Here is a 22,760-nt window from a genome sequence, read left to right on the forward strand (position 1 = left end):
CACGGTGGCCAGTAGGCTTCGATCATGGCCACGACTCGCCGCCGAGCCGCCGTGCGAGGCCTGGCCTCGAACCCCGCCACTCCCGAAGACCTGGCGCTCCGGCTGTTCGAGGATCCCGGACTGGCCTACGCCGTGGTCCGGACGAGGCCGGAGATCAGTGAGCGCTTCGCGGACGCCGTGATCGGACGGGGACCCGACAGCGCCAGGTGGCTGGCCGCCAACGAGTCGGCGCCGCAGAGCGTTCTGCTTCGCCTGTCCGAACACCCTTCGGCCGAGGTGCGCGCCGCCGCGGCCGGCCGGATCGCTGATGAGGACGTGCTCGTCCGGCTCGCCGCCGACCCCGCGACCGGAGTGCGCAAGGCACTGGCCGAACGTTGGCACAACCCGCCGCCGGAGGTGCTGCGGGCCTGGCTGACCGACGAAGACGGCGACGTCCGCCACGCCGCACTGCACTGGTCTGCCGTCCGGCCGCCGCCCGATCTGCTGGACGCCCTTCTCGCCGACCCGGTGACGAGCGCCGACGCCCTCAGGCACGCCGACCTCACGCCGGAGCTGATCGCCCGGTTCACCGAGTCCGATGACGCCGAAGAGAACTTCGGCCTGGCCGAACACCCCGGTCTGCCCGCCGGGACGGTCCGGTCGCTCGCCGAGACCGACAACGAAATGTTCCTGGTCGGCCTGCTGCTGAACCAGGTCACGCCGGACGACGTCCGGGACGCCCTGCTCGCCAAAGTGCCCGCGCTGCACCCCATCCGCCAGTGGACGGTGGACTTCTACCTGTCCCACATGTCGCTGGACGTCAGGCAGGTGCGATGGCTCCGCGAGATGCCCCTCGCCGGACGCCTGGAGTACCTCGACTCCCCGTACGAGTTCTTCCGGATGGTCGTGGCCGGCAGCCGGGATCTCCCGCCATCGGCCGTCGACCGCCTGATGGCCGACGAGTCGACGATGGTCCGCCGCGTCACCGCGGCACACCACGATTCCGTGTCCGGCGCCGCGCTCGAAGAGCTGTTCCTCTCGCACGGCGAAAGCCGGGACTTCCGGCGGCTGACCGCACATCCCCGCTTTCCCCGGGCCGCCTTCCTCCGGTTCGCGCACAGCCGCGATTCCGGCCTGCGCGCCGTCGCTTGCACCTACGCCGACCTCCCGGCGCCACTGGTCGCGGACATCGCCACGGATTCCGTGCCCGCGACGCGAGAAGCGGCCGTCCGGCACCCGAAGGTTCCCTTCCCGACGGTGCGACGGCTTCTGTCCGATGAGGACCTGAGCGTCGTCTCCGCGGCCGCCGCCTCACCCGTGCTGCCTGTGGCCGACATGTACGCGATCTTCGGCGGGTAGCGCTACGCGTACTGCCGCAACAGCCCGCTGACGGCGGTGGCGTACCGCGCCACGACGACGTCCGCGACGCGCGGGTCGTCCGCCAGCGGTTCCGCGATGAACGCCTTCGGGTCGGCCTCGCGGGCCAGCCGGGCGATCCGGTCCGGGAGCAGGCCGGGCGCCAGGAACCACGAAGCCACCACCAGGTGCCGCACCCCGCGGGACCGCAGCCGGGCCGCGGCCGCCGGAATGTCCGGCTGGGTGGCGGAAGCGAACGCCTCGCTCACCGGCACACCCAGCCGCTCTTCCCACCGCGCGGCCAGCGAAGCCACCACGGCGTTCGCGGATGCGTTCGACGAACCGACCGCGCTGACCAGCACTCCCGTGCCTCCACGGCGAGGCGCGGCCGCCAGCCGGTCCAGGGCGACCGCCTCCAACGCGCGGTCGGCGCCCAGCACGTCCGAGACCTGCACCCGGAAGCCCGGGCAGTCCGTGACGACCGAGTCGATCAGCGCCGGCAGGTCGACCCGGGCGTGGAACGCGCTGCCCAGCAGCAACGGCACCACGATCGCGGTCCGGTGCCCGTCCGCGTACAGCGACCGCAGCACCTCCGTGACGAGCGGTGCCGACAGGTCCAAAAAGGACTCGTGCACCGGCACGCCCGGGGCCTGGGCGCGCACGACGTCGACGAGGGCCCGCACGGTCGCCGCCGAGCGGGGGTCACGACTGCCGTGCGCGACGGCGACCAGGGGCGGCGTCACGAGAAGCGCTCACCCACCAGGCCGGCCGCGAGGGTGTCGCCGTCCTTCGGGTCGATCACCAGGAACGCGCCGGTGCGCGGGCTGACGCCGTAGTCGTCGACGCCCAGCTCCTCGGCCAGCCGCAGCGTGACGCGGCCGATGTCGTTGAGCTCCAGCGACGCCGGCGAGTCCACACTGGACAGGGTCTGCTCGTCGAACCGCGCGTGCAGCTCGTCGACCAGTGCCTGCACCGTGCGGGTGCCGTGCTTGACCAGCAAGCGTGCGCCCGGCTTCAGCGGCTTGGACGACAGCCAGCACAGCGTGCCGGTGATCTCGTCGGTGATCCGCGGCGGCGCGTCCGCGGCGGCGATCAGGTCGCCGCGGGAGATGTCGATGTCGTCGGTGAGCAGCAGCGTCACCGACGTCCCGGCGCCGGCCTCGGCCAGCGGCCCGTCCGCGGTGTCGATGCGTTCGACACGACTGCGGATGCCCTGTGGCAGCACGACGATCTCGTCGCCCGGCCGGACCGTGCCCGCCGCGATCTGACCCGCGTAACCGCGGTAGTCGAGGTACTCCGGCGTGCGCGGCCGGATCACGTACTGCACCGGGAACCGCAGCGCCGAATCGTGCGGGTCCGGCGCGACCGGCACGTCCTCCAGGTGCTCCAGCAGGCTCGGCCCGGTGTACCACGGCGTCCGCTCCGAGCGCGTCGCCACGTTGTCGCCTTCCAGCGCCGACACCGGGATGGCGAGCACGGACCCGCGTTCGTAGCCCAGCGAAAGGGCGTGCTCGGCGAACTCCTCCGCGATCACCGTGAACGTCGCCTCGTCGTAGCCGACCAGGTCGATCTTGTTCACCGCCAGCACCAGCTGCGGCACGCCCAGCAGGGCCAGCACGGCCGCGTGCCGCCGGGTCTGCTCGATGACGCCCTTGCGCGCGTCGACCAGCAGCACGGCCAGCTGCGCGGTGGACGCGCCGGTCACCGTGTTGCGCGTGTACTGCACGTGCCCCGGCGTGTCGGCCAGCACGAACGACCGCTTCGGCGTGGCGAAGTAGCGGTACGCGACGTCGATGGTGATGCCCTGCTCGCGCTCCGAGCGCAGGCCGTCGACGAGCAGCGAGAGATCCGGTGTGGACAGTCCCTTGTCGACGGACGCGCGGGTGACGGCGTCGAGCTGGTCGGCCAGCACCGACTTCGTGTCGTACAGCAGCCGGCCGACCAGGGTGGACTTGCCGTCGTCGACGCTCCCGGCGGTGGCCAGGCGCAGCAGCGAACTCATCAGAAGTACCCCTCACGCTTGCGGTCTTCCATGGCCGCCTCGGACATCCGGTCGTCGGCGCGGGTCGCGCCCCGCTCGGTGAGCCGCGAAGCCGACACCTCGGCAATCACCTCTTCGACGGTGGCCGCGGTGGATTCGATCGCGCCGGTGCACGAACCGTCGCCGACGGTCCGGTAGCGGACGGTCAGCTCCCGGACCTCTTCGCCGGGCCGCGGGCCGCCCCACGGACCCTCGGCCAGCAGCATCCCGTCGCGCAAGTAGACCTCACGCTGGTGCGCGTAGTAGATCGACGGCAGCTCGACCTTCTCGCGGGCGATGTAGTTCCAGACGTCGGCCTCGGTCCAGTTGGACAGCGGGAAGACGCGGACCTGCTCGCCCGGGCGGTGCCGCCCGTTGTAGAGGTTCCACAGCTCGGGCCGCTGCCGGCGCGGTTCCCACTGGCCGAAGGCGTTGCGGAGGCTGAAGATCCGCTCCTTCGCCCGGGCCCGTTCCTCGTCCCGGCGGCCGCCGCCGAAGACGGCGTCGAACTTGTTCTCGGCGATCGTGTCGAGCAGCGGCGTGGTCTGCAGCGGGTTGCGCATCCCGTCCGCGCGCTCTTCCAAGCGCCCGTCGTCGATCCAGTCCTGCACCTTCGCGACGACCAGGCGCAGGCCGTGGCGCTCGACGACGCGGTCGCGGAACTCGATGACCTCGTCGAAGTTGTGCCCGGTGTCCACGTGCAGCAGCGGGAACGGCACCGGCGCCGGCCAGAACGCCTTGATCGCCAGGTGCAGCAGCAGCGTCGAATCCTTGCCGCCGGAAAACAGGATCACCGGACGGTCGAACTCGCCGGCCACCTCCCGGAAGATGTGGATGGCCTCGGACTCCAAGGCCGCCAGGTTGTCTTGTGCCGCATCGGTCGCGGGCTCCAAGGTCGTCATGCGTCCCTTCCTCAGCCGTGCAGTCCGCACTCGGTCTTGCTCTGGCCCGCCCACCGGCCGCTGCGCGGGTCCTGCCCCGGCTCCACGCGAGCTGTGCAGGGTGCGCAGCCGATCGACAGGAACCCGATCGACACCAGCGGGTTCTCGAGGATCCCGTGCTCGCGGATGTAGCCGTTGAACTCGTCGTCGGTCCACGCCGCGATCGGGTTGATCTTGACCAGGCCGTTGCGGTCGTCCCAGGTGACGATCGGGGTGTTCGCGCGGGTCGGGGCGTCCACGCGCCGGACGCCGGTCACCCAGGCCGAGTAGTTCGCGAGGGTCTTGCGCAGCGGCACGACCTTGCGCAGGTTGCAGCACAGCGTGGCGTCGCGGTCGTGCAGCTTCGGGCCGTACTCCGCGTCCTGCTCGGCGACGCTCTGCTCGGCCTGGGCGTTCACGATCTTCACGTCCGGGTAGACCGTCTGGACGGCGTCGCGCGTGCCGATCGTCTCGGGGAAGTGGTAACCGGTCTCCAGGAACAGGACGTCCACATCGGACTTCACCTTGGTGGCGAGGTCGATCAGCACGGCGTCCTGCATGTTGGACGCGACGATGAAGTCGTCGCCGAACGTGTCGACGGTCCAGCGCAACGCTTCTTCCGCGGTCGCGTCGGCGAGTTCCCGCGAAGCGCGTTCGGCGAGGGTCTTGTAGTCGGCGGTGGCGGTCATCGGGAAACCTCCGGAAGGGACAGTCCGAGGAACTTGACCGAGAAAACCCGGCGGCAAGCAGAACACAGCCAGCCGCCGTTCTCTTCCGGCCGGAGGTCCTCGTTGCCGCAATAGGGGCAGTAGTACGGCGCCGCGCGCTCGGTCACTGGAGCGCGCTTTCGTCGGCGCGGGCAGCCCATTGCGCGAACCGCTCGCCGTCTTCGCGCCCGGCGACGTAGTTGCGCACGACCCGCTCGACGTACCCGGTCAGCTCGCCCGAGGTCACCTTGTGCCCGCGCAGCTTCCGGCCGAACCCGGCGTCGAGTCCGAGCCCGCCGCCGAGGTGCACCTGGAAGCCCTCGACCTGGTTGCCGTCGGCGTCGGTGACGATCTGGCCCTTGAGGCCGATGTCCGCGGTCTGGATCCGCGCGCAGGAGTTGGGGCAGCCGTTGAGGTGCACGGTCACCGGCGTGTCGAGGCCGTCCTGGATGTCGGCGAGGGACTTCTCGAGGTCCGCGACGAGCTGCTGCGCGCGGGCCTTCGTCTCGACGATGGCGAGCTTGCAGAACTCCAGCCCGGTGCAGGCCATCACGCCGCGCCGCCACGGCGACGGCTTCGTCTCCAGCCCCAGTTCGGCCAGTTCGGCGGACAGGGTGGCGACCTGGGCCTCGGGGACGTCGAGCACGACGAGCTTCTGCTGCGGGGTGAGCCGCACCCGGCCGGAGCCGGCCCGCTCGGCGGCCTTGGCGACGGCGACGAGCGTGCCGCCGCTGGACCGGCCGGCGATCGGCGCGGCGCCGACGTAGAACTTGCCGTCGACCTGGGGGTGGACGCCGACGTGGTCGATCGGCACGGCGGGGTCCACCGGTGGCGGGCCGTCGATCAGCTCGCGTTCGAGGTACTCGTCCTGCAGCACCTGCCGGAACTTCTCCGCGCCCCAGTCCTTGACCAGGAACTTGATCCGGGCCCGCGAGCGCAGCCGCCGGTAGCCGTAGTCGCGGAAGATCGAGATGACGCCTTCCCAGACGTCCGGGACCTCGTCCAGGGGGATCCAGGCGCCGAGGCGCTGCCCGAGCATCGGGTTGGTGGACAGGCCGCCGCCGACCCAGACGTCGAAGCCGGGCCCGTGCTCGGGGTGGTCCACGCCGACGAAGGCGACGTCGTGGATCTCGTGGGCGACGTCGGGCTGGCCGGAGATCGCGGTCTTGAACTTGCGCGGCAGGTTGGCGAATTCCGGCTTGCCGATGTAGCGGCGCTTGATCTCCTCGATCGCCGGGGTGCCGTCGATCACCTCGTCGGCGGCGATGCCCGCGACCGGCGAGCCGAGGATGACGCGCGGGCTGTCGCCGCAGGCTTCCATCGTGGTCATGCCGGCGTTCTCGAGCTTGGTCCAGATCGCCGGGACGTCCTCGATCCGGATCCAGTGGTACTGGATGTTCTGCCGGTCGGTGATGTCGGCGGTGTCGCGCGCGTACGCCTGCGAGATCTCGCCGAGCACGGTGAGCTGGGCGGTGGTCAGCGCGCCGCCGTCGATCCGGACCCGCAGCATGAAGTAGCGGTCGTCGAGCTCTTCGGGCTCCAGCGTCGCCGTGCGGCCGCCGTCGATCCCCGGTTTGCGCTGGGTGTAGAGGCCGAACCAGCGGAACCGGCCGCGCAGGTCGCCCGGGTCGATGGCGTCGAACCCGCGGTGGGCGTAGATGTTCTCGATGCGCGCCCGCACGTTGAGCGGGTGGTCGTCCTTCTTGGACCGCTCGTTCGGGTTCAGCGGCTCCCGGTAACCGAGCGCCCACTGCCCTTCGCCGCGCTTCTGCTTGGCACGCGCGGGGCGGGCTGGGGTCTGGCGCGTGGGCGTGGTCATGGGGGTGTCCTCCGGGGGCGGTTGGGAGGGCGTGGGCCGCGCGGCAGCGTTGCCGTGCGCGACCGGTGCCCGGTCCGTCGTGGTGGTGGCGGGGAGTCAGCGGGACACGACACAGAGTGCGCTCGCCACACGCCGGAGGTCGACGTGGCGGCGGGCCACCAGGCGGATTCCGGCGCGAGTCACGTCGCCAGCGTCTCACGTGCCCACAATGTGGTCGAGCCCCGTCCGGATGTTGGGACCGGGCTCACTCACGCCGTCTACCTGGCCTTTTGGCCGCGAACGCCGGTCCGCGGCCGCGAGGGGACCATGGTCGTCCAGTGGGCGAGGTTCGCGCGGCCGCCGGGGAGCCGGTCTGGCCGATCTGGCTTGCGTTCCGTTAACCACTATGATTAAAGTACTACGAACGCAGTGATTTGAACGAGAGGATCCGCTGATGCAGGTCAAGGGTTTCGGGGCGGGCTACCTGGTCGACGACGTCGCCGCGACCACCCGCTTCTACGCGGACGTCGTCGGCCTGCCGGTCACCGTCGAGCTCGACTGGTTCGCCAGCGTCAACGCCGGCGCGCCGGGGTACGAGATCAGCTTCGTGCAGCGGGGGCACGAGTCGGTGCCGCCGGCCCACCGCGCGCGGGAGACGTCCGGGCTGATGTTCGGCCTCGTCGTCGAAGACGCTCGTGCCGAGGCGAAACGGCTGGAAGAGGCGGGGGTCGAGCTGGTGACCCCGGTCGTCGACGAGATCTACGGGCAGCGGCACTTCTACGTCGCCGACCCGAACGGCGTGCTGCTCGACGTCATCGAGCTGATCCCGGTCGATCCGGACTGGGCGGCGGCCAACCTGCCGGCGTCGTAACAGGGGTTAACCCGATCGGCCCCTTGAGGCGACCGGGCGTGACGGGGTGGACAATTCGAGTGTGCCCCAGCTGCGTCCCGACCCCGCCACACCGATCGATCCGGCGTTGCCGGAAAGCGCGCTGAAGGGGCTGGGCAGCAGAGCGTTCGGGGTGTACGTGCACGTCCCGTTCTGCGCCACGCGCTGCGGGTACTGCGACTTCAACACCTACACCGCGGGTGAACTCGACACCGGTTCGTCGCCGCAGTCCTGGCTCGAAGGGCTGCGGCGCGAACTCGAACTCGCCGCGCGCGTGCTCGTCGTGCCGCCCGCCGCCGACACCGTGTTCGTCGGCGGCGGCACGCCGTCGCTGCTGGGCGCGGACGGGCTGCGGTCGGTGCTCGACGCCGTCCGCGACGTCTTCGGGCTGGCGCCGGGGGCCGAGGTGACGACGGAGTCGAACCCGGAGTCGACGTCGCCGGAGTTCTTCGCCGGGATCCGCGAAGCGGGCTACACGCGGGTGTCGCTGGGCATGCAGTCGGCCGCGCCGCACGTGCTGAAGATCCTCGACCGCGTGCACACCCCGGGCCGCCCGGGCGCGGCGGCCGCCGAAGCGCGCGCGGCCGGGTTCGAGCACGTGAACCTCGACGTGATCTACGGCACGCCGGGGGAGCGTGCCGACGACCTGCGGGCGACGCTCGACGCCGTGCTGGCCGCCGGCGTCGACCACGTCTCGGCGTACGCGCTGATCGTCGAGGAGGGCACGGCACTGGCCCGCCGCGTCCGCCGGGGCGAGCTGCCGGCGCCGGACGACGACGTCCTGGCCGCGGACTACGAGATGATCGACGCCATGCTGTCCTCGGCGGGACTGCGCTGGTACGAGGTGTCGAACTGGGCGGCGTCCGACGCGGCCCGCTGCCGCCACAACCTCGGCTACTGGCGGGGTGACGACTGGTGGGGCGCCGGTCCGGGCGCGCACAGCCACGTCGGCGGGGTGCGCTGGTGGAACGTCAAGCACCCGGCCCGGTACGCGGCGCTGCTCGCCGCCGGCGACTCGCCCGCGGGCGGGCGCGAGGTGCTCACCGACGACGACCAGCACCTCGAGCGGATCATGCTCGAGCTGCGGGTCGCCGAAGGGCTGCCGCTCGACGTGCTCGACGAGCCGGGGCTGGCCGAGGCGCGGGCGGCCGCGGCCGAAGGGCTGCTCGATCCGTCCGCTTTGGACTCCCGGGGCCGCGCGGTGCTCACCGACCGCGGCCGGCTGCTGGCCGACGGCGTGGTCCGCCGCCTCGCCGGGTAGGGATTAAAACCGGGGGCCGGGTCGTTGCTTGTATTCAGCAACGACTTAGAGGAGGCCCCATGGCGCGCGCGATCAGGTTCGACGAATACGGCGACGTGGAGGTCCTGCGGGTCGAGGACGTCCCCCGGCCGGTCCCGGGACCGGGTCAGGTGCTCGTCGAGGTGCGGGCCGCCGGGATCAACCCGGGCGAGGCCGCCATCCGGCAGGGATTCCTGCACGAACGCTTCCCGGCGACGTTCCCTTCGGGACAGGGCAGCGACTTCGCGGGGGTTGTCGCTTCGCTCGGCGAAGGCGTCTCGGACATCGCTGTCGGCGACGAGGTGATCGGGTTCGTCGACACGCGGTCGAGCCACGCCGAGTTCGTCGTCGCCGAGGCCGAAAACCTCACGCCGCGCCCCGACGGTGTGCCGTGGGAAGTCGCCGGTTCGCTGTTCGTCGCCGGGACGACCGCGTACGCTGCGGTGGCCGCGGTTTGCCCGCGAGAGGGGGACACCGTCGTCGTCTCGGGCGCAGCGGGCGGGGTCGGCTCGCTGGCCGTCCAGCTCGCGAAGCTGGCCGGGGCCACGGTGATCGGCCTGGCCGGCGAGGCGAACCACGAGTGGCTGCGCGGGCTCGGCGTCATCCCGGTCTCCTACGGCGACGGCGTGCTGTCGCGGATCCGGGAAGCCGCGCCTTCCGGCGTGCACGCGTTCGTGGACACCTTCGGCTCCGGCTACGTGGAACTGGCGCTGCACCTGGGCATCCACCCGGGACGGATCGACACGATCATCGACTGGGCCGCGGCCGAGAAGTACAACGTCAAGACCGACGGCAACGCGGCGGGCGCGTCGGCCGACGTGCTGCGCGAGCTGGGTCTGCTGCTGGACAAGGGATTGCTGGAGCTGCCGATCGCCCGGGTGTACCCGCTGGAGGAGGTCAGGGACGCCTACCGCGAACTGGAGCGGCGGCACACCCGCGGCAAGATCGTGCTGCGGCCCTAGTTCTTCGCCAGGACTTTCAACCCGGCGAGGTACGCCTCGAGCGCGAACTCGAGGCGTTCCTTCGCCGTTTCCGCGGAGAAGAACTCGCCGACCTGCAGCAGGTTGGGGAACGACTCTGCGGGCAGTGACCGCATGTACGCGACCATCTGCTTGCCGCGTTCGCCGGCTTCGGCCTGGTCGATCTCGCCCCAGGTCCAGCCGCTTGCTTCGTACGCGTACGCCTTGGCGTAGAGGGAAAGGGCGTCGCCCGCGAAGGTCGCTTGCTTGAGCGTCAGCCCGCCGGCGCGAAGCAGGGCGAGCATGCCCTCACCCTGCTTCAGCGAGTTGGGCGTGACCGGCACGGCGATGTCCCACGCGATGCGCGCGATGCCGCGGTGCGCGGCCATCACCTGGATCTGGTCGCGGACGAGGTCCTTGACCTGCTCGTCCCAGCGCGCCGGGTCCGGCTCGGGGACCAGCACGTCGGCGAGCACGGCGTCGAGCATCAGTTCCGCCAGCTCTTCCTTATTGGAGACGTGCGCGTAGAGCGAGGCGGGCCCGGTCTCCAGTTCCTGGGCGATCCGCCGCATGGTGACCGCGTCGAAGCCCTCGTCGTCCAGGACGATCAAGGCCGCTCGGACGATCGAGGCCTGGGAAAGAACGGGTTTCGCGGCACGGCGGCGGGGAGCGCTGCGCCACGGCGGCGGGGGAACGGTCACCCGAACACTGTACTTGACGCGAACGCCGTTCGAGAGTAGAACGGTGTTCGTGAGGCGAACGTTGTTCGCGGGCGCTGTGTTGAGGGGGTTGTGATGACTGCTGTTGCCGAAGTTCGCGGGGTGCTGGGCCGGCTGGCTGACGCGTGGAACGCCGGTGATGCTGCCGCGTACGGGCGGCTCTTCACCGAGGATGCGGACTACGTGACGTTCTTCGGGATGAACTTCCCCGGCCGGGAGGCGATCGAGAGCTCGCACCGGGCGCTGTTCGAGGGGCCGTTGCGGGGGTCGAAGCTGACCGGGTCGCTCGGCGGGGAAGCGAAGGTGCGGTTCGTCCGGCCGGACGTCGCGGTGGCGGTCGTCGGCGGCGGTTCGTCGCTGACCGGGGCGGAGGTCGCCGACGAAGGGCGCGAGTCGACCGTGTCCTTCGTGCTCGTCCGGGAGGAGGGCGAGTGGCTGATCACGGCGTTCCAGAACACGCGGGTTTCGGATCCACGCGGGTGAAAACGCTTGCGGAGGCGTCGGGCGTGGTCGCGCGGCCGCCCGCCGAGGTGTTCGAACGGCTGCGGCTGATGCTGGGCGGCGGTGGTCACCCGATGCGGATGGAGGTCGACCGGGAGCGCGGGTGCGTCGCGGTGCAGGGCGGCTGGTGGTACCGGGGCGAGTACCGCGTCACGGCCGATCCGGCGGGAGCGCGCGTCGAGCACCGGGTGGTCAACGCGGCGTCGTGGGGCCGGTGGGGAGTGCCGTTGGCGAACCGGTTTTTCTTCGGGTTCCGGAAGGAGGTGACCAGGGGATTCGGGAGGCTGCTCGCGGAACTGAGCACACCTGAGTAGCCCCGCGCCGATTCCGGCGCGTAGGCTGACTTAGGTAAGCCTTAGCGATGGTTGGAGTGGCCGATGGCTGAAGCACCCCGGCGGTCCGGGCGTCCCGCGGCACGGCTGCGGGTGCTGCGGACCGAGCGGCTGACCCCGCACATGATCCGGATCGTCGCGGGCGGCGAGGGGATCGCGCAGTTCACGCCGAACGAATTCACCGACGCCTACGTGAAGGTGCTGTTCAAGGTCCCCGGTGTCGAGTACCCGGAGCCGTTCGACGTCCAGGAGTGCCGGGCGACGATGCCGCGCGAGCACTGGCCGCGGCAGCGTTCCTACACGGTGCGCGCGTTCGACCCGCAGGCCGGCGAGCTCGTCCTCGACTTCGTCCACCACGGTGACGACGGCATCGCGGGTCCGTGGGCGGCCTCGGCCCAGCCGGGTGACGAGCTGCTGGTGCTGGGCCCCGGCGGTGCGTACGCGCCAGGCGCCGAGGCGGACTGGCACCTGCTGGCGGGGGACGAAAGCGCGTTGCCGGCCATCGCGTCGTCGCTCGAAGCGCTGCCCGCCGGCGTCCTGGCCCACGTGGTGATCCTGGTCGAGAACGAGGCCGAGGAGCAGTCGCTGGTCACGAAGGCGGACGCGCAGATCACGTGGCTGCACCGGGCATCGGGCGGCGACGTCGCGGCGGCGGTGCGCGAGCTGCCGTGGCACGAGGGGGTCGTCCAGGCGTTCGTCCACGGCGAAGCGGGCTTCGTGCGCGAGCTGCGGCGCTACCTGCTCGACGAGCGCGGCGTGCAGCGCGGGCTGCTGTCGATCTCGGGCTACTGGCGCTACGGCAAGAATGACGAGGCGTGGCGCGAGGAGAAGGCGGCCGAGCGGGCGCGGGAGAAGTAGCCTCGCCGCATGGCGGATTTCGAAGTGGACGTCGACCCGGCCGAGGCCGGCTTCGACGCGGCGCGGCTGGCCCGGATCGACAGGCATTTCGACCGGTATGTCGAGGACGGACGGTTGCCGGGCTGGCTCGCGGTGGTGAGCAGGCACGGCCGCATCGTCCACCTCGGCCGCGGCGGCTCCCGGGACGTCGAGGCTTCCTCGCCGGTGGAGACCGACACGCTGTGGCGCATCTTTTCGATGTCCAAGCCGATCACCTCGGTCGCGGCGATGATGCTGGCCGAAGAGGGCCTGCTGGAGCTGGATGACCCGATCTCGCGCTGGTTGCCCGAGTTCGCTGCGCCGCGGGTGTACGTCAAGGGATCGGCACTGGCGCCGCTGACCGAGCCGGCCACTTCGCCGATCCGCGTGTGGCACCTGCTGACGCACACGGCGGGCCTCACGTACGGCTTCCACCACGGCCACCCGGTGGACGCGATCTACCGCGCGGCGGGCTTCGAGTGGGGCACCCCGCCGGGCCTCGACCTGGCGGCGTGCTCGGAGCAGTGGGCCAACCTGCCGTTGCTCTTCCAGCCGGGCACGGAGTGGAACTACTCGATCGCCACCGACGTCCTCGGCCGGCTCGTCGAAGTGGTGTCAGGCTTGCCGCTGGACGAGTTCTTCGAGTCCCGGATCTTCGCACCGCTGGGCATGACGGACACGGGTTTCGTGGCATCGTCCCCATCCCGCTTGGCGGCGATGTACGTCCGAGACCCGGCCTCGGGCCGAGCGGTCCGCAACGACGCATTCGGCCGCATGGGAGCATCCCGCCCGGACTGCCTCTCCGGCGGCGGAGGGCTGGTGTCCTCGGCCCAGGACTACTGGCGTTTCACGGAGATGCTCCTCCGCGGCGGCGCCCTCGACGGCGTCCGGCTGCTGTCCCCGCGAACGGTGGCGTTGATGGTGAGCAACCACCTGCCGGGCCGAGTGGACCTGGAGGCCTTCGGCCGCCCCCTGTTCGCGGAAATGCCCTTCCACGGCCACGGCTTCGGCCTCGGCTTCTCGGTCCTCGAGGACCCGGTGAAGGCCCGAACGTTGTCGTCCCCAGGCGAGTTCGCCTGGGGAGGAGCGGCATCAACGGCCTTCTGGGTGGACCCGGACGAGGACCTGACGGTGGGCTTCTACACGCAATTGCTCCCCTCGAGCACCTACCGCCTCCGCCCCCAGCTGCGGCAGCTGGTCTACCAGGCGCTGGTGGACTGAGCCGGAGCCACGGTCCCCCGGGCGGCACCGTTTCCGGCGTGCGCGCGGCGGGGACCTCGCCGCAGACGATGGCGCGGACAATCCGATAGCCCTCGAGCTCTTCCTCGGTCGTGACGACCCGCTCGGTGTCGTCGCCCGGCCGGCCCCGGCGCCGGCTGGACGACGCTGCCGCTCGACACGCTCACAGAGGAGTCGGGCCCGGACCGAATTGGTCACGGACCCGCTGGGGTGAACGCGCCGTCGCACACCCGCGTCGTCAGGAACTTCACCCACTCGTCCTCGGGCTCCTTGAACTGAGCCGCGAGGATGCGTTCCATGCCGGTGCCGTTCTGCTACCGGCCGCGGAAAAGAAATCGCCGCGGCGCTCCGCGGTGGCGGGTCGTCGTCGCCACCGCGGAGCCGTTCGCGACGACGCCCGCCGTGCCCCACTCGCTCCGGCTGGCGCTCGGTCGGGCTCGCCGAGCTGCGCGACGCCCTCGAGGCCGTCCGGCAGGGAGTCTCAGCCGAACGGGCCTCGGTCCGGTGCGCAGACCGTGCCCGGCGCCGGGACCGCGCCCGTATTGAAGTAGCGGTCCAGCCACTCGTCGATGCACGCGCTCTTGCCGCGGGCGCCGTGGCCGTACGTGTCGAGGCTCAGCAGGCGCGCGTTCCCCAGCAGGCGCTCGGTCCGCTGCGCTCCCGCGTACGGCGTCTCCAGGTCGCCCCGGCGGTTGGCCAGCAAGAGGATCGGGGCCGTCGGGCGGTTCCACGGCCCTGCGTAGCGGCCCGGATCCTTGACCTCCCAGGTCGCGCACGGCAGCGTCTTGTAGACGTCGAACGGCCCGAAGCCACGCCCTACCCCGTCTGCCCGCCGGGCGTAGTCCCACCACACGGCCGGGTCGCGGGGGTTCGCCGCGTCCGAACACAGCGTGGCGCCGCCGCCCAGGAGGGAGTCGATGTCCGGTGGGCCGCCCTGTGCTGCCGGGGCGGGAGATGCCGGGTCCGCCAGGGCCTGGAGGAAGGCCGCCAGGCGGGGCGCGGACTGGGCGTCGGTCAGGTAGTCGTGGATGCGGGCGATCGCGCCCTGGTAGGTGACGACCACCTGGCGCCCGGTCGTGTCGGTCACCGTGATCGGGCCGCGCTCGAGCCGGTCGAGGATCGCCGGGTAGTCGAACGTGCAGCGGGCGCCGCAGGCCGCCAGGAAGGATTCGAGCGCTCGCGGGGCGTCCGCGAAGCCGTGCAGGCGGTAGCTCATCGGCGCGGCGCCGGTCGACCAGCGCACCGGGTCGTCGACCGCGTCGAGGGCCAGTGCGCCGACCCGGCCGGGGAACAGGTTCGCGTACGTCTCGCCGAGGTACGTGCCGTACGACTTGCCGTAGTACCGCAGCTTCGGCTCGCCGAACGCCGCGCGCAGCCGGTCCAGGTCGCGGGCGATCGTTCCGGTCGAGAGGTGGTTCGCCAGCGGACCGGCGTTCCGCTCGCAGAGGTCGGTGACCACGCGGGTGTCGGCGACCTGCTGCTGTTCGGCCGCGCGGGTCAGCGGGAACGTGCCGAGGGCACGTTGCAGGACTTCCAGTTGCGAGGGGTCGGTGAAGCAGCTGATCTTCGCACTCGCGCCGACGCCGCGCGGGTCGAATCCGACGATGTCGAAGCGGGCGTGCAACGCCGGTGTCAGCGCCGGCGCGAACCGGCCGGATGAGCCGGGGCCGCCCGGGTTGTAGAAGATCGTGCCCAGCTTGTGGGCCTGGTCGGTGGCGGGCAGGCGACCCACCGCGAGGCGGACCGTGCCCGCCGAGGGGTCCTGATAGGACAGTGGAACGTCGAGGTGGCCGCATTCGTAGCCGGCCGGGCAGGAGGCTTCCCAGACGATCGGTGCGGGGCTCGCCGCGGCCGCGGGCGCAATCCCGGCGACTGCACTCGCGGCGGCCCCCAGGGCCAGCGCAACACGAAGGTTCATCGCCCGATCGTCCCGGCACTGGGACCGGGGGCGCGCTGGTGCGCGCCCCCGGATCCGCGGTGGGGCAGGCCCTACGCGGTGAGCTTGGGGATGATCTGCGTCCCGTAGGACGCCAGCGTCGCCTCCCGGTCGTCGTGCATCAGGTACAGCGAGAACTGGTCGACACCCAGCTCGGCCAGCTCCTGCAGCCGTTCGACCTGGGCCGAGGCCGGTCCCAGCAGGCAGAACCGGTCGACGATCTCGTCCGGGACGAACTCCGTCGACGGGTTGCCCGCCTTGCCGTGGTGGCTGTAGTCGTACCCCTCACGCTCGCGGATGTAGTCCGTCAGCTCCCGCGGCACCGCCCCCGACGATCCGTACCGCGCCACCAGGTCGGCGACGTGGTTGCCGACCATCCCGCCGAACCAGCGCAGCTGTTCGCGCTGGTGCGGCAGGTCGTCGCCGACGTACGCCGGGGCCGCGACGCAGATCGTGATGCCGCCCGGATCCCGGCCGGCCGCCCGGGCGGCGTCGCGGACCGCGCCGATCGTCCAGCGCGCGATCGCCGGGTCGGCGCACTGCAGGATGAAGCCGTCGGCGTGTTCGCCGACCGTCTGCAGCGCCTTCGGCCCGTACCCGGCCATCCACATCTCCAGGCGGCCATTGCGGATCCACGGGATCTGCACGGTCTTGTCGTTCATCGTCACCGCGCGGCCTTCGGCCAGGTCCTTGACCACGCGCATGCAGTCGCGCACGGTGGCCAGGGTGGACGGTGGCTTCCCGACGACCCGGTGCGCGGAGTCGCCGCGGCCGATGCCGCAGACCGTCCGGTTGCCGTACATGTCGTTGAGGGTGGCGAACGTCGACGCCATCACGGACCAGTCCCGCGTGCCCGGGCTGGTCACCATCGGCCCCACCACGAGGGACGACGTCGCCGCGAGGATCGCCGAGTAGATGACGAACGGTTCCTGCCACAGCACGCAGGAGTCGAACGTCCAGCCGTAGCGGAACCCGCAGTCCTCGGCGTCCTTCATCAGCCGCACGACGTCCCGCGCGGGCGGGTCGGTTTGCAGCACGATCCCGAAGTCCATGCCCCGCTCCTAGTTCAGGTACTGGTTCAGCGAGCGGGACAGGAATTTGCCGTGCGACGTCGAACCCGAGAACCCGGAAGGCGACACGACGACGCGCCCCCGCGACAGCACCGTGTGCACCCGCCCGGTGATCTCGAATCCTTCGTACGCCGAGTAGTCCACGTTCATGTGGTGCGTCTCGGCCGACAGCGTCTGCGTCGCCGAAGGGTCGTAGATCACGATGTCCGCATCCGAACCTGCCGCGATGACACCCTTGCGCGGGTACAGCCCGAACATCCGCGCCGGTGTCGCCGAGCACGTCTCGACCCAGCGGCCGAGCGTCAGCTCGCCGGCGACGACGCCCTGGTGCAGCAGGTCCATCCGGTGCTCGACGCCTGGGATCCCGTTCGGGATGGCCCGGAAGTCGCCGCGGCCCAGTTCCTTCTGGTCCTTGAAGCAGAACGGGCAGTGGTCGGTGGACACCACGGACAGGTCGTTCGTCCGCAAGCCCCGCCACAGGTCGGCCTGGTGCGACTTCTCCCGCAGTGGCGGCGAAGCGACGTACTTCGCGCCCTCGAAGTCCGGCTTCGCGAGGTCCTCGATGGACAGGTAGAGGTACTGCGGACAGGTCTCGGCGAAGATGTTCTGACCGTCGTTGCGCGCCTCCGCGACCGCCGCCAGCGCTTGCGACGCCGACAGGTGCACGATGTACAGCGGTGCTCCGGTCACCTTCGCGAGCTGGATCGCCCGCGACGTCGCTTCTCCTTCCAGTTCCGGCGGCCGGGTGAGGCCGTGCTGCACCGGTTCGATGTGGCCCGCGGCGAACGCCTGCGCCGCCAGCTGGTCGATCGCGATGCCGTTTTCCGCGTGCATCATGATCGTAGCGCCGATTTCACGCGCTTTCTGCATCGCGAGCAGGATTTCCCCGTCCGTGGAGTAGAACACCCCCGGGTAGGCCATGAACATCTTGAAGCTGCCGACTCCGGCGTCGACGCAGGCTGCCATCTCCTTCAACGACTGGTCGTTGACGTCGGAGACGATCATGTGGAAGCCGTAGTCGATCGCGCAGTTCCCGTCGGCCTTGCTGTGCCACTTGTCCAAAGTGGACAACAGGGAGGTGCCTTTGGCCTGCACGGCGAAGTCGATGATCGTGGTCGTGCCGCCCCACGCCGCGGCCGTCGTCCCGGTCGAAAACGTGTCGACCGAGTGCGTGCCGCCGAACGGCATCTCCATGTGGGTGTGGGCGTCGATGCCGCCGGGCAGCACGTACTTCCCGGCGGCGTCGATCGTCTCGTCGCCGGTCAGCGTCCCGGGCGCCCCGACGGCGGCGATGGTCTCGCCGTCGACGAGGACGTCCGCCAGGAGGGCTCCCGACGGCGAAACGACCTGACCGCCCGTGATGAGCGTGGTCATCAGGCCTCCGCGAGGGGGCCGTAGGTGTCCGGGCGGCGGTCGCGGTAGAACGCCCAAGTGTTCCGGACCTCTTCGAGCAGCGACAGGTCGAGGTCGCGCACCACCACCTCGTCTTCGGTGTCGGACGCCGCGTCCCCGACCAGCTGCCCGCGTGGGTCGACGAAGTATGTCTGGCCGTAGAAGTCGTTGTCGCCCAGCGGTTCCACGCCGACCCGGTTGATCGCGCCGACGAAGTACTCGTTCGCCACCGCGGCCGCCGGCTGCTCCAGCTTCCACAGGTACTGCGACAGGCTGCGGCTGGTCGCCGACGGGTTGAACACGATCTTCGCGCCGGCCAGGCCGAGCGCGCGCCAGCCCTCCGGGAAGTGCCGCTCGTAGCAGATGTAGACGCCGATGCGGCCCACCGCCGTGTCGAACACCGGGTAGCCGAGGTTGCCGGGGCGGAAGTAGAACTTCTCCCAGAACCCCTTGACCTGCGGGATGTGGTTCTTGCGGTACTTGCCGAGGTAGGTGCCGTCGGCGTCGATCACCGCGGCGGTGTTGTAGTAGACGCCGGGCTGCTCGACCTCGTACATCGGCACGATCAGCACGACGCCGTGGCGCTCGGCCACCTCCTGCATGAGCTTCGTGGTGGGCCCGTCCGGGATGGCCTCGGTGTAGGAGTAGTAGTCGGCGTCCTGCACCTGGCAGAAGTACGGCCCGTAGAACAGTTCCTGCAGGCAGACGACCTGGGCGCCCTGGGAAGCGGCGGTGCCGATGTGGTCGACCGCCGCCTTGATCATGGACTCCTTGTCACCCGTCCACCGCTGCTGGATCAGGCCGGCTCGAACCACGCTCACTGATTTCCTCCTTCGTCGTGGACAAGGGCATGGAGAGGGCGGCGAAGACGGCGAACGCGCCGACCAGGCCGACCACCCAGTTGTAGTCGTAAAGGGGCTTGAGGAACGGGATGAGACCGCCGTCGGGGAACGGCCCGCCGTAGGCGCCACCGACCGCGAGCAGGGCTCCCACCAGCGTCGCGACCAGGGCGCGCCAGTTCCAGCCGCCGCTGAACCAATACACCCCATCGGGTGTGTAGAGGTCCTTCAGCCGCAGCTTCGTGCGATTGATGACCCAGTACCCGGCGACGAGCACCCCGGCGACCGCGCCGAGCAGGCCGCCGTAGAAGCCGAGCCAGGCGAAGATGTAGATGTCCGGGTCGGAGTACAGCCGCCACGGCTGGATGAGGACGCCGATGACGCCGGTGATGCCGCCGCCGACGGCGAACGTGATCCGCTTCGGGAACGCGTTCGAGAAGTCGTAGGACGGGCTGACGACGTTGGCCGCGAGGTTCGCCGAGATCGTCGCCAGCACCAGCGCGACCAGCGCGACGACGACCACGACCGGGCTGGCGAACTTGTCGGCCAGCTGCGCCGGGTCCCAGATGTCCTCGCCGTAGAGCACGTGCCCGCCCGACGTGGTCAGGATGGCCACGATCGCGATGAACGTCATCGTCGTCGGCAGGCCGAGGATCTGGCCGCGGACCTGCTTGCGCTGGCTGCCGCCGAAGCGGGTGAAGTCCGGCATGTTGAGCGACAGCGTCGACCAGAACGCGATCATCGCCATCAGGGCCGGCGCGAACACCTTCCAGAAGTCCGGGCCCCAGCCGAGCTTGCCGCCGTCGGACAGGATCGGGCCGAGGCCGCCCGCCTTGACCAGCACGTACCCGAGCATGATCAGGAAGCCGACGGACACCAGCGGTGCCGTCCAGTTCTCGAACCGGCGGACCGCCTCCATGCCGCGCCAGATGATGAGCATCTGGCCGATCCAGAAGACCACGAAGGACAGCCAGAGCGTCCAGTGCTGCCCGGCGACGACGGCGGAATCGCGCCACCACGAGCCGAGCAGCCGGCCGAGGATGACGTGGATGGCCTCGCCGCCGACCCACGTCTGGATGCCGAACCAGCCGCAGGCGATGAACGCGCGCAGCAGCGCGGCCAGGTTGGCGCCGCGCAGGCCGTAGAACGCGCGGGCGAACACCGGGAACGGGATGCCGTACTTCGTGCCGGCGTGGCTGTTGAGCAGCATCGGGGCCAGCACGATCAGGTTGCCGATGGTGATGGTGATCAGCGCCTGCACCCAGTTCATGCCGAGCGCGATGAGCGACGCGGCCAGGGCGTAGCTGGGGATGTTGTGCGCCATCCCCATCCAGAGCGCGAAGTAGTTGTAGGTGGTCCAGGTCCGTTTTTCGACGGGGACGGGGGCCAGTTCCTCGTTGAAGAACCGGCTGCCTTCGAGAGACCGGACGTCGGCGGGGTCGAGTTCGACCCGGCCGTCGTCGTGCACGCGCTGGGCTGCGGGTGTCGGCGCCATTGCGGAATCCTGCGCGCCTGGTCAGCGCCGGGGCAACGGCAGTCTGTTCACTCTTCGCTGATCAGGAGTGCAGTCTGTCGATTGCGCGAAGGGGCCTCGGAGTGCATGACCTGCGTCACACATCCGGCCGTCACGAACCGGCAAAGAGGGTGAAACGTCTCCACAGGATCTTCACACTTCACACGAACCGTCTCCACCGGGGGTGCTTAGGGTCGTGGTCATGGAACCGGGAGTGCGGCGGGTGCTCGTCGTCGAAGACGACGTCACGATCGCCGCGTCGATCGCGGCCCGGCTGCGGGCCGAGGGCTTCGGGGTGGACGTCGTCCACGACGGACCGGCCGCCGTCGCGGCGGAGGCGTCCGGGGAGCCGGACCTGGTCGTGCTGGACGTCATGCTGCCGGGTTTCGACGGCCTCGAGGTGTGCCGCCGGATCCAGGGGCGGCGGCCGGTGCCGGTGCTGATGCTGACCGCGCGGGCCGACGAGACGGACCTGCTGGTCGGGCTCGGCGTCGGCGCCGACGACTACCTCACGAAGCCGTTCTCGATGCGGGTGCTGACGGCGCGGGTGCACGCCCTGCTGCGCCGCGTCGACCGCTCGGCTTCGGTGGCGGGCACGCGGATCGTGCTGGGCGACCTCGAGATCGACGTCGACCAGCGGCGGGTGGCCCGGGCGGGGGTCGCGGCGCAGCTGACGCCGATCGAGTTCGACCTGCTGGTGCACTTCGCCCGGCGGCCGCGGGTGGTGCAGCCGCGGGAACGGCTGCTGTCGGAGGTGTGGGACTGGGACGTCCACAGCACGTCCGCGGGCACGCGGGCGGTGGACAGCCACATCAAGGCGCTGCGGCGGAAGCTGGGGGCCGATCTGATCCGGACCGTGCACGGCGTCGGCTACGCGTTGGAGGCGGGATCGTGAGCTTCATCCCGCGTCCGCTGGACCGGATCCGGTCGATCAAGCTGAAGCTGGCGATCCTGATGGTCGCCTCCGGCGGGATCGCGTTCGCGTTCTTCAACTGGCAGATCGGCTGGCTGCCGCCGAAGACGACGATCACCGCGATGGTGCTCGCGCTGGTGCTGTCGCAGGTGCTGGCCCACGGCATGACGCGCCCGCTGCGGGAGATGACGGCGGCGGCGCGCGCGATGGCCAAGGGCGACTACACGCGGCGGATCCGGGCGACCACCCGCGACGAGGTGGGCGAGCTGGCGCAGGCGTTCAACCAGATGGCGGGGGACCTCGGGGACGCGGACCGGCAGCGCCGCGAGCTGATCGCGAACGTGTCCCACGAACTGCGGACGCCGATCACGGCGTTGGGCGGGGTGCTCGAGAACCTCGTGGACGGCGTCGAGGAACCCGATCCGGGGACGCTGAAGACGGCGCTGCAGCAGACCGAGCGCCTGGCGACCCTGGTGGACGAGCTGCTCGACCTGTCCCGGCTCGACGCGGGTGCTTCTTCGCTGCACCTGACGTCGTTCTCGTTGTGGTCCCTGTTGTCCGAGGTGGTCGGGGAGGCGGCCTTCGCGGGCCGCGGGGTGACGTTCGAGGTGTCGGTGTCGCCGGAGGGGGCGGCGGTGACGGCGGACCGCGGGCGGTTGTTCCAGGTGGTGGCGAACCTGCTGGAGAACGCGGCCCGCCACGGCCCGGCGGGTGGGCAGGTCCGGGTGGTGGCCCAGGTGCGGCCGGGCGAGGTCCGCATCGACGTGTGCGACGAGGGGCCGGGCATCGCGCCGGCGGACCGGGAGCGGGTGTTCGAGCGGTTCACCCGCGGCGAGCGGCCCTCCGGCGGCGGGACGGGGCTCGGGCTGGCGATCGCCCGGTGGGCGGTGGAGCTGCACGGCGGGACGATCGGGGTGGTGGACCCGTCGCCGGGCACGGGGAGCCGGATCCGGGTGACGCTGCCGGCTTAGGTTCCGGGTTCCGCCCGGCTCCGGTGTCGCGAATGACTCATTCGGGACGCCCGAGGTCCCGAATGAGTCATTCGCGACCTTGGGGCGCCGGGCTCGGGCGGTGATGTTCGCTAAAGCAAACACAAAGGTGGGCGAGATGCCGAAGAGCAGTGTGGGCGGGGAACCGGGGAACCGGGTGCCGCGGGGGAAACGGACGGTGCGGGACGCGGCGGCGGCGGCCGACGGTGGGCCTGGGGTTGGTGGGGGTTCGGCGGGGGGCCGGTTGGCGGCTGAGGGTGGGCCGGGGGTTGGTGGGGGTTCGGCGGGGGGCCGGTTGGCGGCTGAGGGTGGGCCGGGGGTGGCTGGGGATTCGGCGGGGGGCCGGTCGGCGGCTGAGGGTGGGTCGGGGGTTGGTGGGGGTTCGGCGGGGGGCCGGTCGGCAACCGGCGGTGGGCCGGGGGTTGGTGGAGGTTCGGCGGGGGGCCGGTTGGCGGCCGAGAGTGGGCCGGGGGTTGGTGGGGGTTCAGCGGGGGCCCGGTCGGCAGAAGGCGCGGCTGGGGGCAGGCGGAGAAG

The 22,760-nt window shown here is 70.9% G+C and carries 23 protein-coding genes; 10 read left to right on the forward strand and 13 right to left on the reverse strand.

Annotated features, from left to right (window positions below; all coding sequences use genetic code 11):
- Positions 1-24 precede the first annotated feature (24 nt).
- Positions 25-1,338 carry a hypothetical protein gene (locus tag H5965_RS23690; RefSeq protein WP_310972384.1) on the forward strand — a complete coding sequence of 438 codons (1,314 nt, stop codon included), beginning with the start codon at positions 25-27 and terminating at the stop codon, positions 1,336-1,338.
- 2 nt (positions 1,339-1,340) lie between these two features.
- On the opposite strand, the gene H5965_RS23695 is transcribed toward H5965_RS23690, so the two are convergent.
- From H5965_RS23695 to H5965_RS46205, 7 genes are all read right to left on the reverse strand, one after another.
- The gene (locus tag H5965_RS23695; protein ID WP_310972385.1) at positions 1,341-2,078 is read right to left on the reverse strand and encodes a sirohydrochlorin chelatase; all 738 of its coding nucleotides are present in this window, start codon (positions 2,076-2,078) and stop codon (positions 1,341-1,343) included.
- Positions 2,075-3,337 (reverse strand): GTP-binding protein, encoded by a 1,263-nt coding sequence (locus tag H5965_RS23700; protein WP_310972386.1) that lies wholly within the window; start codon positions 3,335-3,337, stop codon positions 2,075-2,077. Before H5965_RS23700 ends, H5965_RS23695 begins: the two co-directional genes overlap by 4 nt.
- The gene (cysD, locus tag H5965_RS23705) at positions 3,337-4,257 is read right to left on the reverse strand and encodes a sulfate adenylyltransferase subunit CysD (RefSeq protein WP_310972388.1); all 921 of its coding nucleotides are present in this window, start codon (positions 4,255-4,257) and stop codon (positions 3,337-3,339) included. The genes H5965_RS23700 and cysD overlap by 1 nt, the downstream gene beginning before the upstream one ends.
- Before the next feature lie 11 nt (positions 4,258-4,268).
- Entirely contained in the window at positions 4,269-4,964 is a 696-nt protein-coding gene (locus H5965_RS23710; protein WP_310972390.1) for a phosphoadenylyl-sulfate reductase, read from the reverse strand.
- Entirely contained in the window at positions 4,961-5,143 is a 183-nt protein-coding gene (locus tag H5965_RS23715; RefSeq protein WP_310972392.1) for an Insertion element protein, read from the reverse strand. The genes H5965_RS23710 and H5965_RS23715 overlap by 4 nt, the downstream gene beginning before the upstream one ends.
- Positions 5,107-6,801, reverse strand: a complete 1,695-nt coding sequence (locus H5965_RS23720) for a nitrite/sulfite reductase (protein ID WP_310972394.1) — start codon at positions 6,799-6,801, stop codon at positions 5,107-5,109. Before H5965_RS23720 ends, H5965_RS23715 begins: the two co-directional genes overlap by 37 nt.
- A 96-nt stretch (positions 6,802-6,897) precedes the next feature.
- On the reverse strand, positions 6,898-6,984 hold the full coding sequence (locus H5965_RS46205) for a putative leader peptide (RefSeq protein ID WP_396136942.1): 87 nt from the start codon (positions 6,982-6,984) through the stop codon (positions 6,898-6,900).
- A gap of 250 nt (positions 6,985-7,234) precedes the next feature.
- On the opposite strand from H5965_RS46205, the gene H5965_RS23725 reads away from it, so the two are divergent.
- From H5965_RS23725 to H5965_RS23735, 3 genes are read left to right on the forward strand one after another with little or no spacing between them, the layout of a single operon-like run.
- Positions 7,235-7,651, forward strand: coding sequence for a VOC family protein (locus H5965_RS23725; RefSeq protein ID WP_310972395.1), 417 nt, complete (start codon positions 7,235-7,237; stop codon positions 7,649-7,651).
- Positions 7,652-7,697: 46 nt separating this feature from the next.
- Positions 7,698-8,930, forward strand: coding sequence for a radical SAM family heme chaperone HemW (hemW, locus tag H5965_RS23730; protein WP_396136932.1), 1,233 nt, complete (start codon positions 7,698-7,700; stop codon positions 8,928-8,930).
- Between the two features lie 59 nt (positions 8,931-8,989).
- The gene (locus H5965_RS23735; protein ID WP_310972399.1) at positions 8,990-9,910 is read left to right on the forward strand and encodes an NADP-dependent oxidoreductase; all 921 of its coding nucleotides are present in this window, start codon (positions 8,990-8,992) and stop codon (positions 9,908-9,910) included.
- On the opposite strand, the gene H5965_RS23740 is transcribed toward H5965_RS23735, so the two are convergent.
- Positions 9,907-10,608, reverse strand: a complete 702-nt coding sequence (locus H5965_RS23740; RefSeq protein ID WP_310972401.1) for a TetR/AcrR family transcriptional regulator — start codon at positions 10,606-10,608, stop codon at positions 9,907-9,909. The two genes, H5965_RS23735 and H5965_RS23740, sit on opposite strands and share 4 nt — an antisense overlap.
- Before the next feature lie 90 nt (positions 10,609-10,698).
- On the opposite strand from H5965_RS23740, the gene H5965_RS23745 reads away from it, so the two are divergent.
- From H5965_RS23745 to H5965_RS23760, 4 genes are all read left to right on the forward strand, one after another.
- Complete coding sequence (locus H5965_RS23745) at positions 10,699-11,109, forward strand: SgcJ/EcaC family oxidoreductase (RefSeq protein ID WP_310972402.1); 411 nt, start codon at positions 10,699-10,701, stop codon at positions 11,107-11,109.
- The gene (locus tag H5965_RS23750) at positions 11,106-11,441 is read left to right on the forward strand and encodes a hypothetical protein (protein WP_310972403.1); all 336 of its coding nucleotides are present in this window, start codon (positions 11,106-11,108) and stop codon (positions 11,439-11,441) included. The genes H5965_RS23745 and H5965_RS23750 overlap by 4 nt, the downstream gene beginning before the upstream one ends.
- Positions 11,442-11,504: 63 nt before the next feature.
- Positions 11,505-12,317: a siderophore-interacting protein gene (locus H5965_RS23755; protein ID WP_310972404.1), complete on the forward strand. Its 813-nt coding sequence runs from the start codon at positions 11,505-11,507 to the stop codon at positions 12,315-12,317.
- A gap of 9 nt (positions 12,318-12,326) precedes the next feature.
- Complete coding sequence (locus H5965_RS23760) at positions 12,327-13,556, forward strand: serine hydrolase domain-containing protein (protein ID WP_310972406.1); 1,230 nt, start codon at positions 12,327-12,329, stop codon at positions 13,554-13,556.
- Between the two features lie 499 nt (positions 13,557-14,055).
- Here the strand turns inward: H5965_RS23760 and H5965_RS23765 are convergent, their stop codons facing one another.
- The 5 genes from H5965_RS23765 to H5965_RS23785 form a co-directional block, all read right to left on the reverse strand.
- A complete protein-coding gene (locus H5965_RS23765) occupies positions 14,056-15,492 on the reverse strand; it encodes an alpha/beta hydrolase (RefSeq protein WP_310972408.1) in 1,437 nt (478 codons plus the stop codon).
- Positions 15,493-15,563: 71 nt separating this feature from the next.
- Positions 15,564-16,562 (reverse strand): TIGR03842 family LLM class F420-dependent oxidoreductase, encoded by a 999-nt coding sequence (locus tag H5965_RS23770; protein WP_310972409.1) that lies wholly within the window; start codon positions 16,560-16,562, stop codon positions 15,564-15,566.
- Between the two features lie 9 nt (positions 16,563-16,571).
- Complete coding sequence (hydA, locus tag H5965_RS23775; protein WP_310972410.1) at positions 16,572-17,954, reverse strand: dihydropyrimidinase; 1,383 nt, start codon at positions 17,952-17,954, stop codon at positions 16,572-16,574.
- Positions 17,954-18,736, reverse strand: a complete 783-nt coding sequence (locus tag H5965_RS23780; protein ID WP_310972674.1) for a nitrilase-related carbon-nitrogen hydrolase — start codon at positions 18,734-18,736, stop codon at positions 17,954-17,956. The genes hydA and H5965_RS23780 overlap by 1 nt, the downstream gene beginning before the upstream one ends.
- 10 nt (positions 18,737-18,746) lie before the next feature.
- The gene (locus H5965_RS23785; RefSeq protein ID WP_310972412.1) at positions 18,747-20,306 is read right to left on the reverse strand and encodes an NCS1 family nucleobase:cation symporter-1; all 1,560 of its coding nucleotides are present in this window, start codon (positions 20,304-20,306) and stop codon (positions 18,747-18,749) included.
- A gap of 220 nt (positions 20,307-20,526) precedes the next feature.
- Between H5965_RS23785 and H5965_RS23790 the strand changes: the two genes are divergently transcribed.
- Together H5965_RS23790 and H5965_RS23795 are read left to right on the forward strand one after the other, a co-directional pair.
- Entirely contained in the window at positions 20,527-21,219 is a 693-nt protein-coding gene (locus H5965_RS23790; protein ID WP_310972413.1) for a response regulator transcription factor, read from the forward strand.
- The gene (locus H5965_RS23795; protein WP_310972414.1) at positions 21,216-22,208 is read left to right on the forward strand and encodes an ATP-binding protein; all 993 of its coding nucleotides are present in this window, start codon (positions 21,216-21,218) and stop codon (positions 22,206-22,208) included. The genes H5965_RS23790 and H5965_RS23795 overlap by 4 nt, the downstream gene beginning before the upstream one ends.
- Positions 22,209-22,760 lie beyond the last annotated feature (552 nt).

The sequence above is a fragment of the Amycolatopsis sp. 505 genome, from assembly GCF_031625235.1.
Taxonomy (GTDB): Bacteria; Actinomycetota; Actinomycetes; order Mycobacteriales; family Pseudonocardiaceae; genus Amycolatopsis.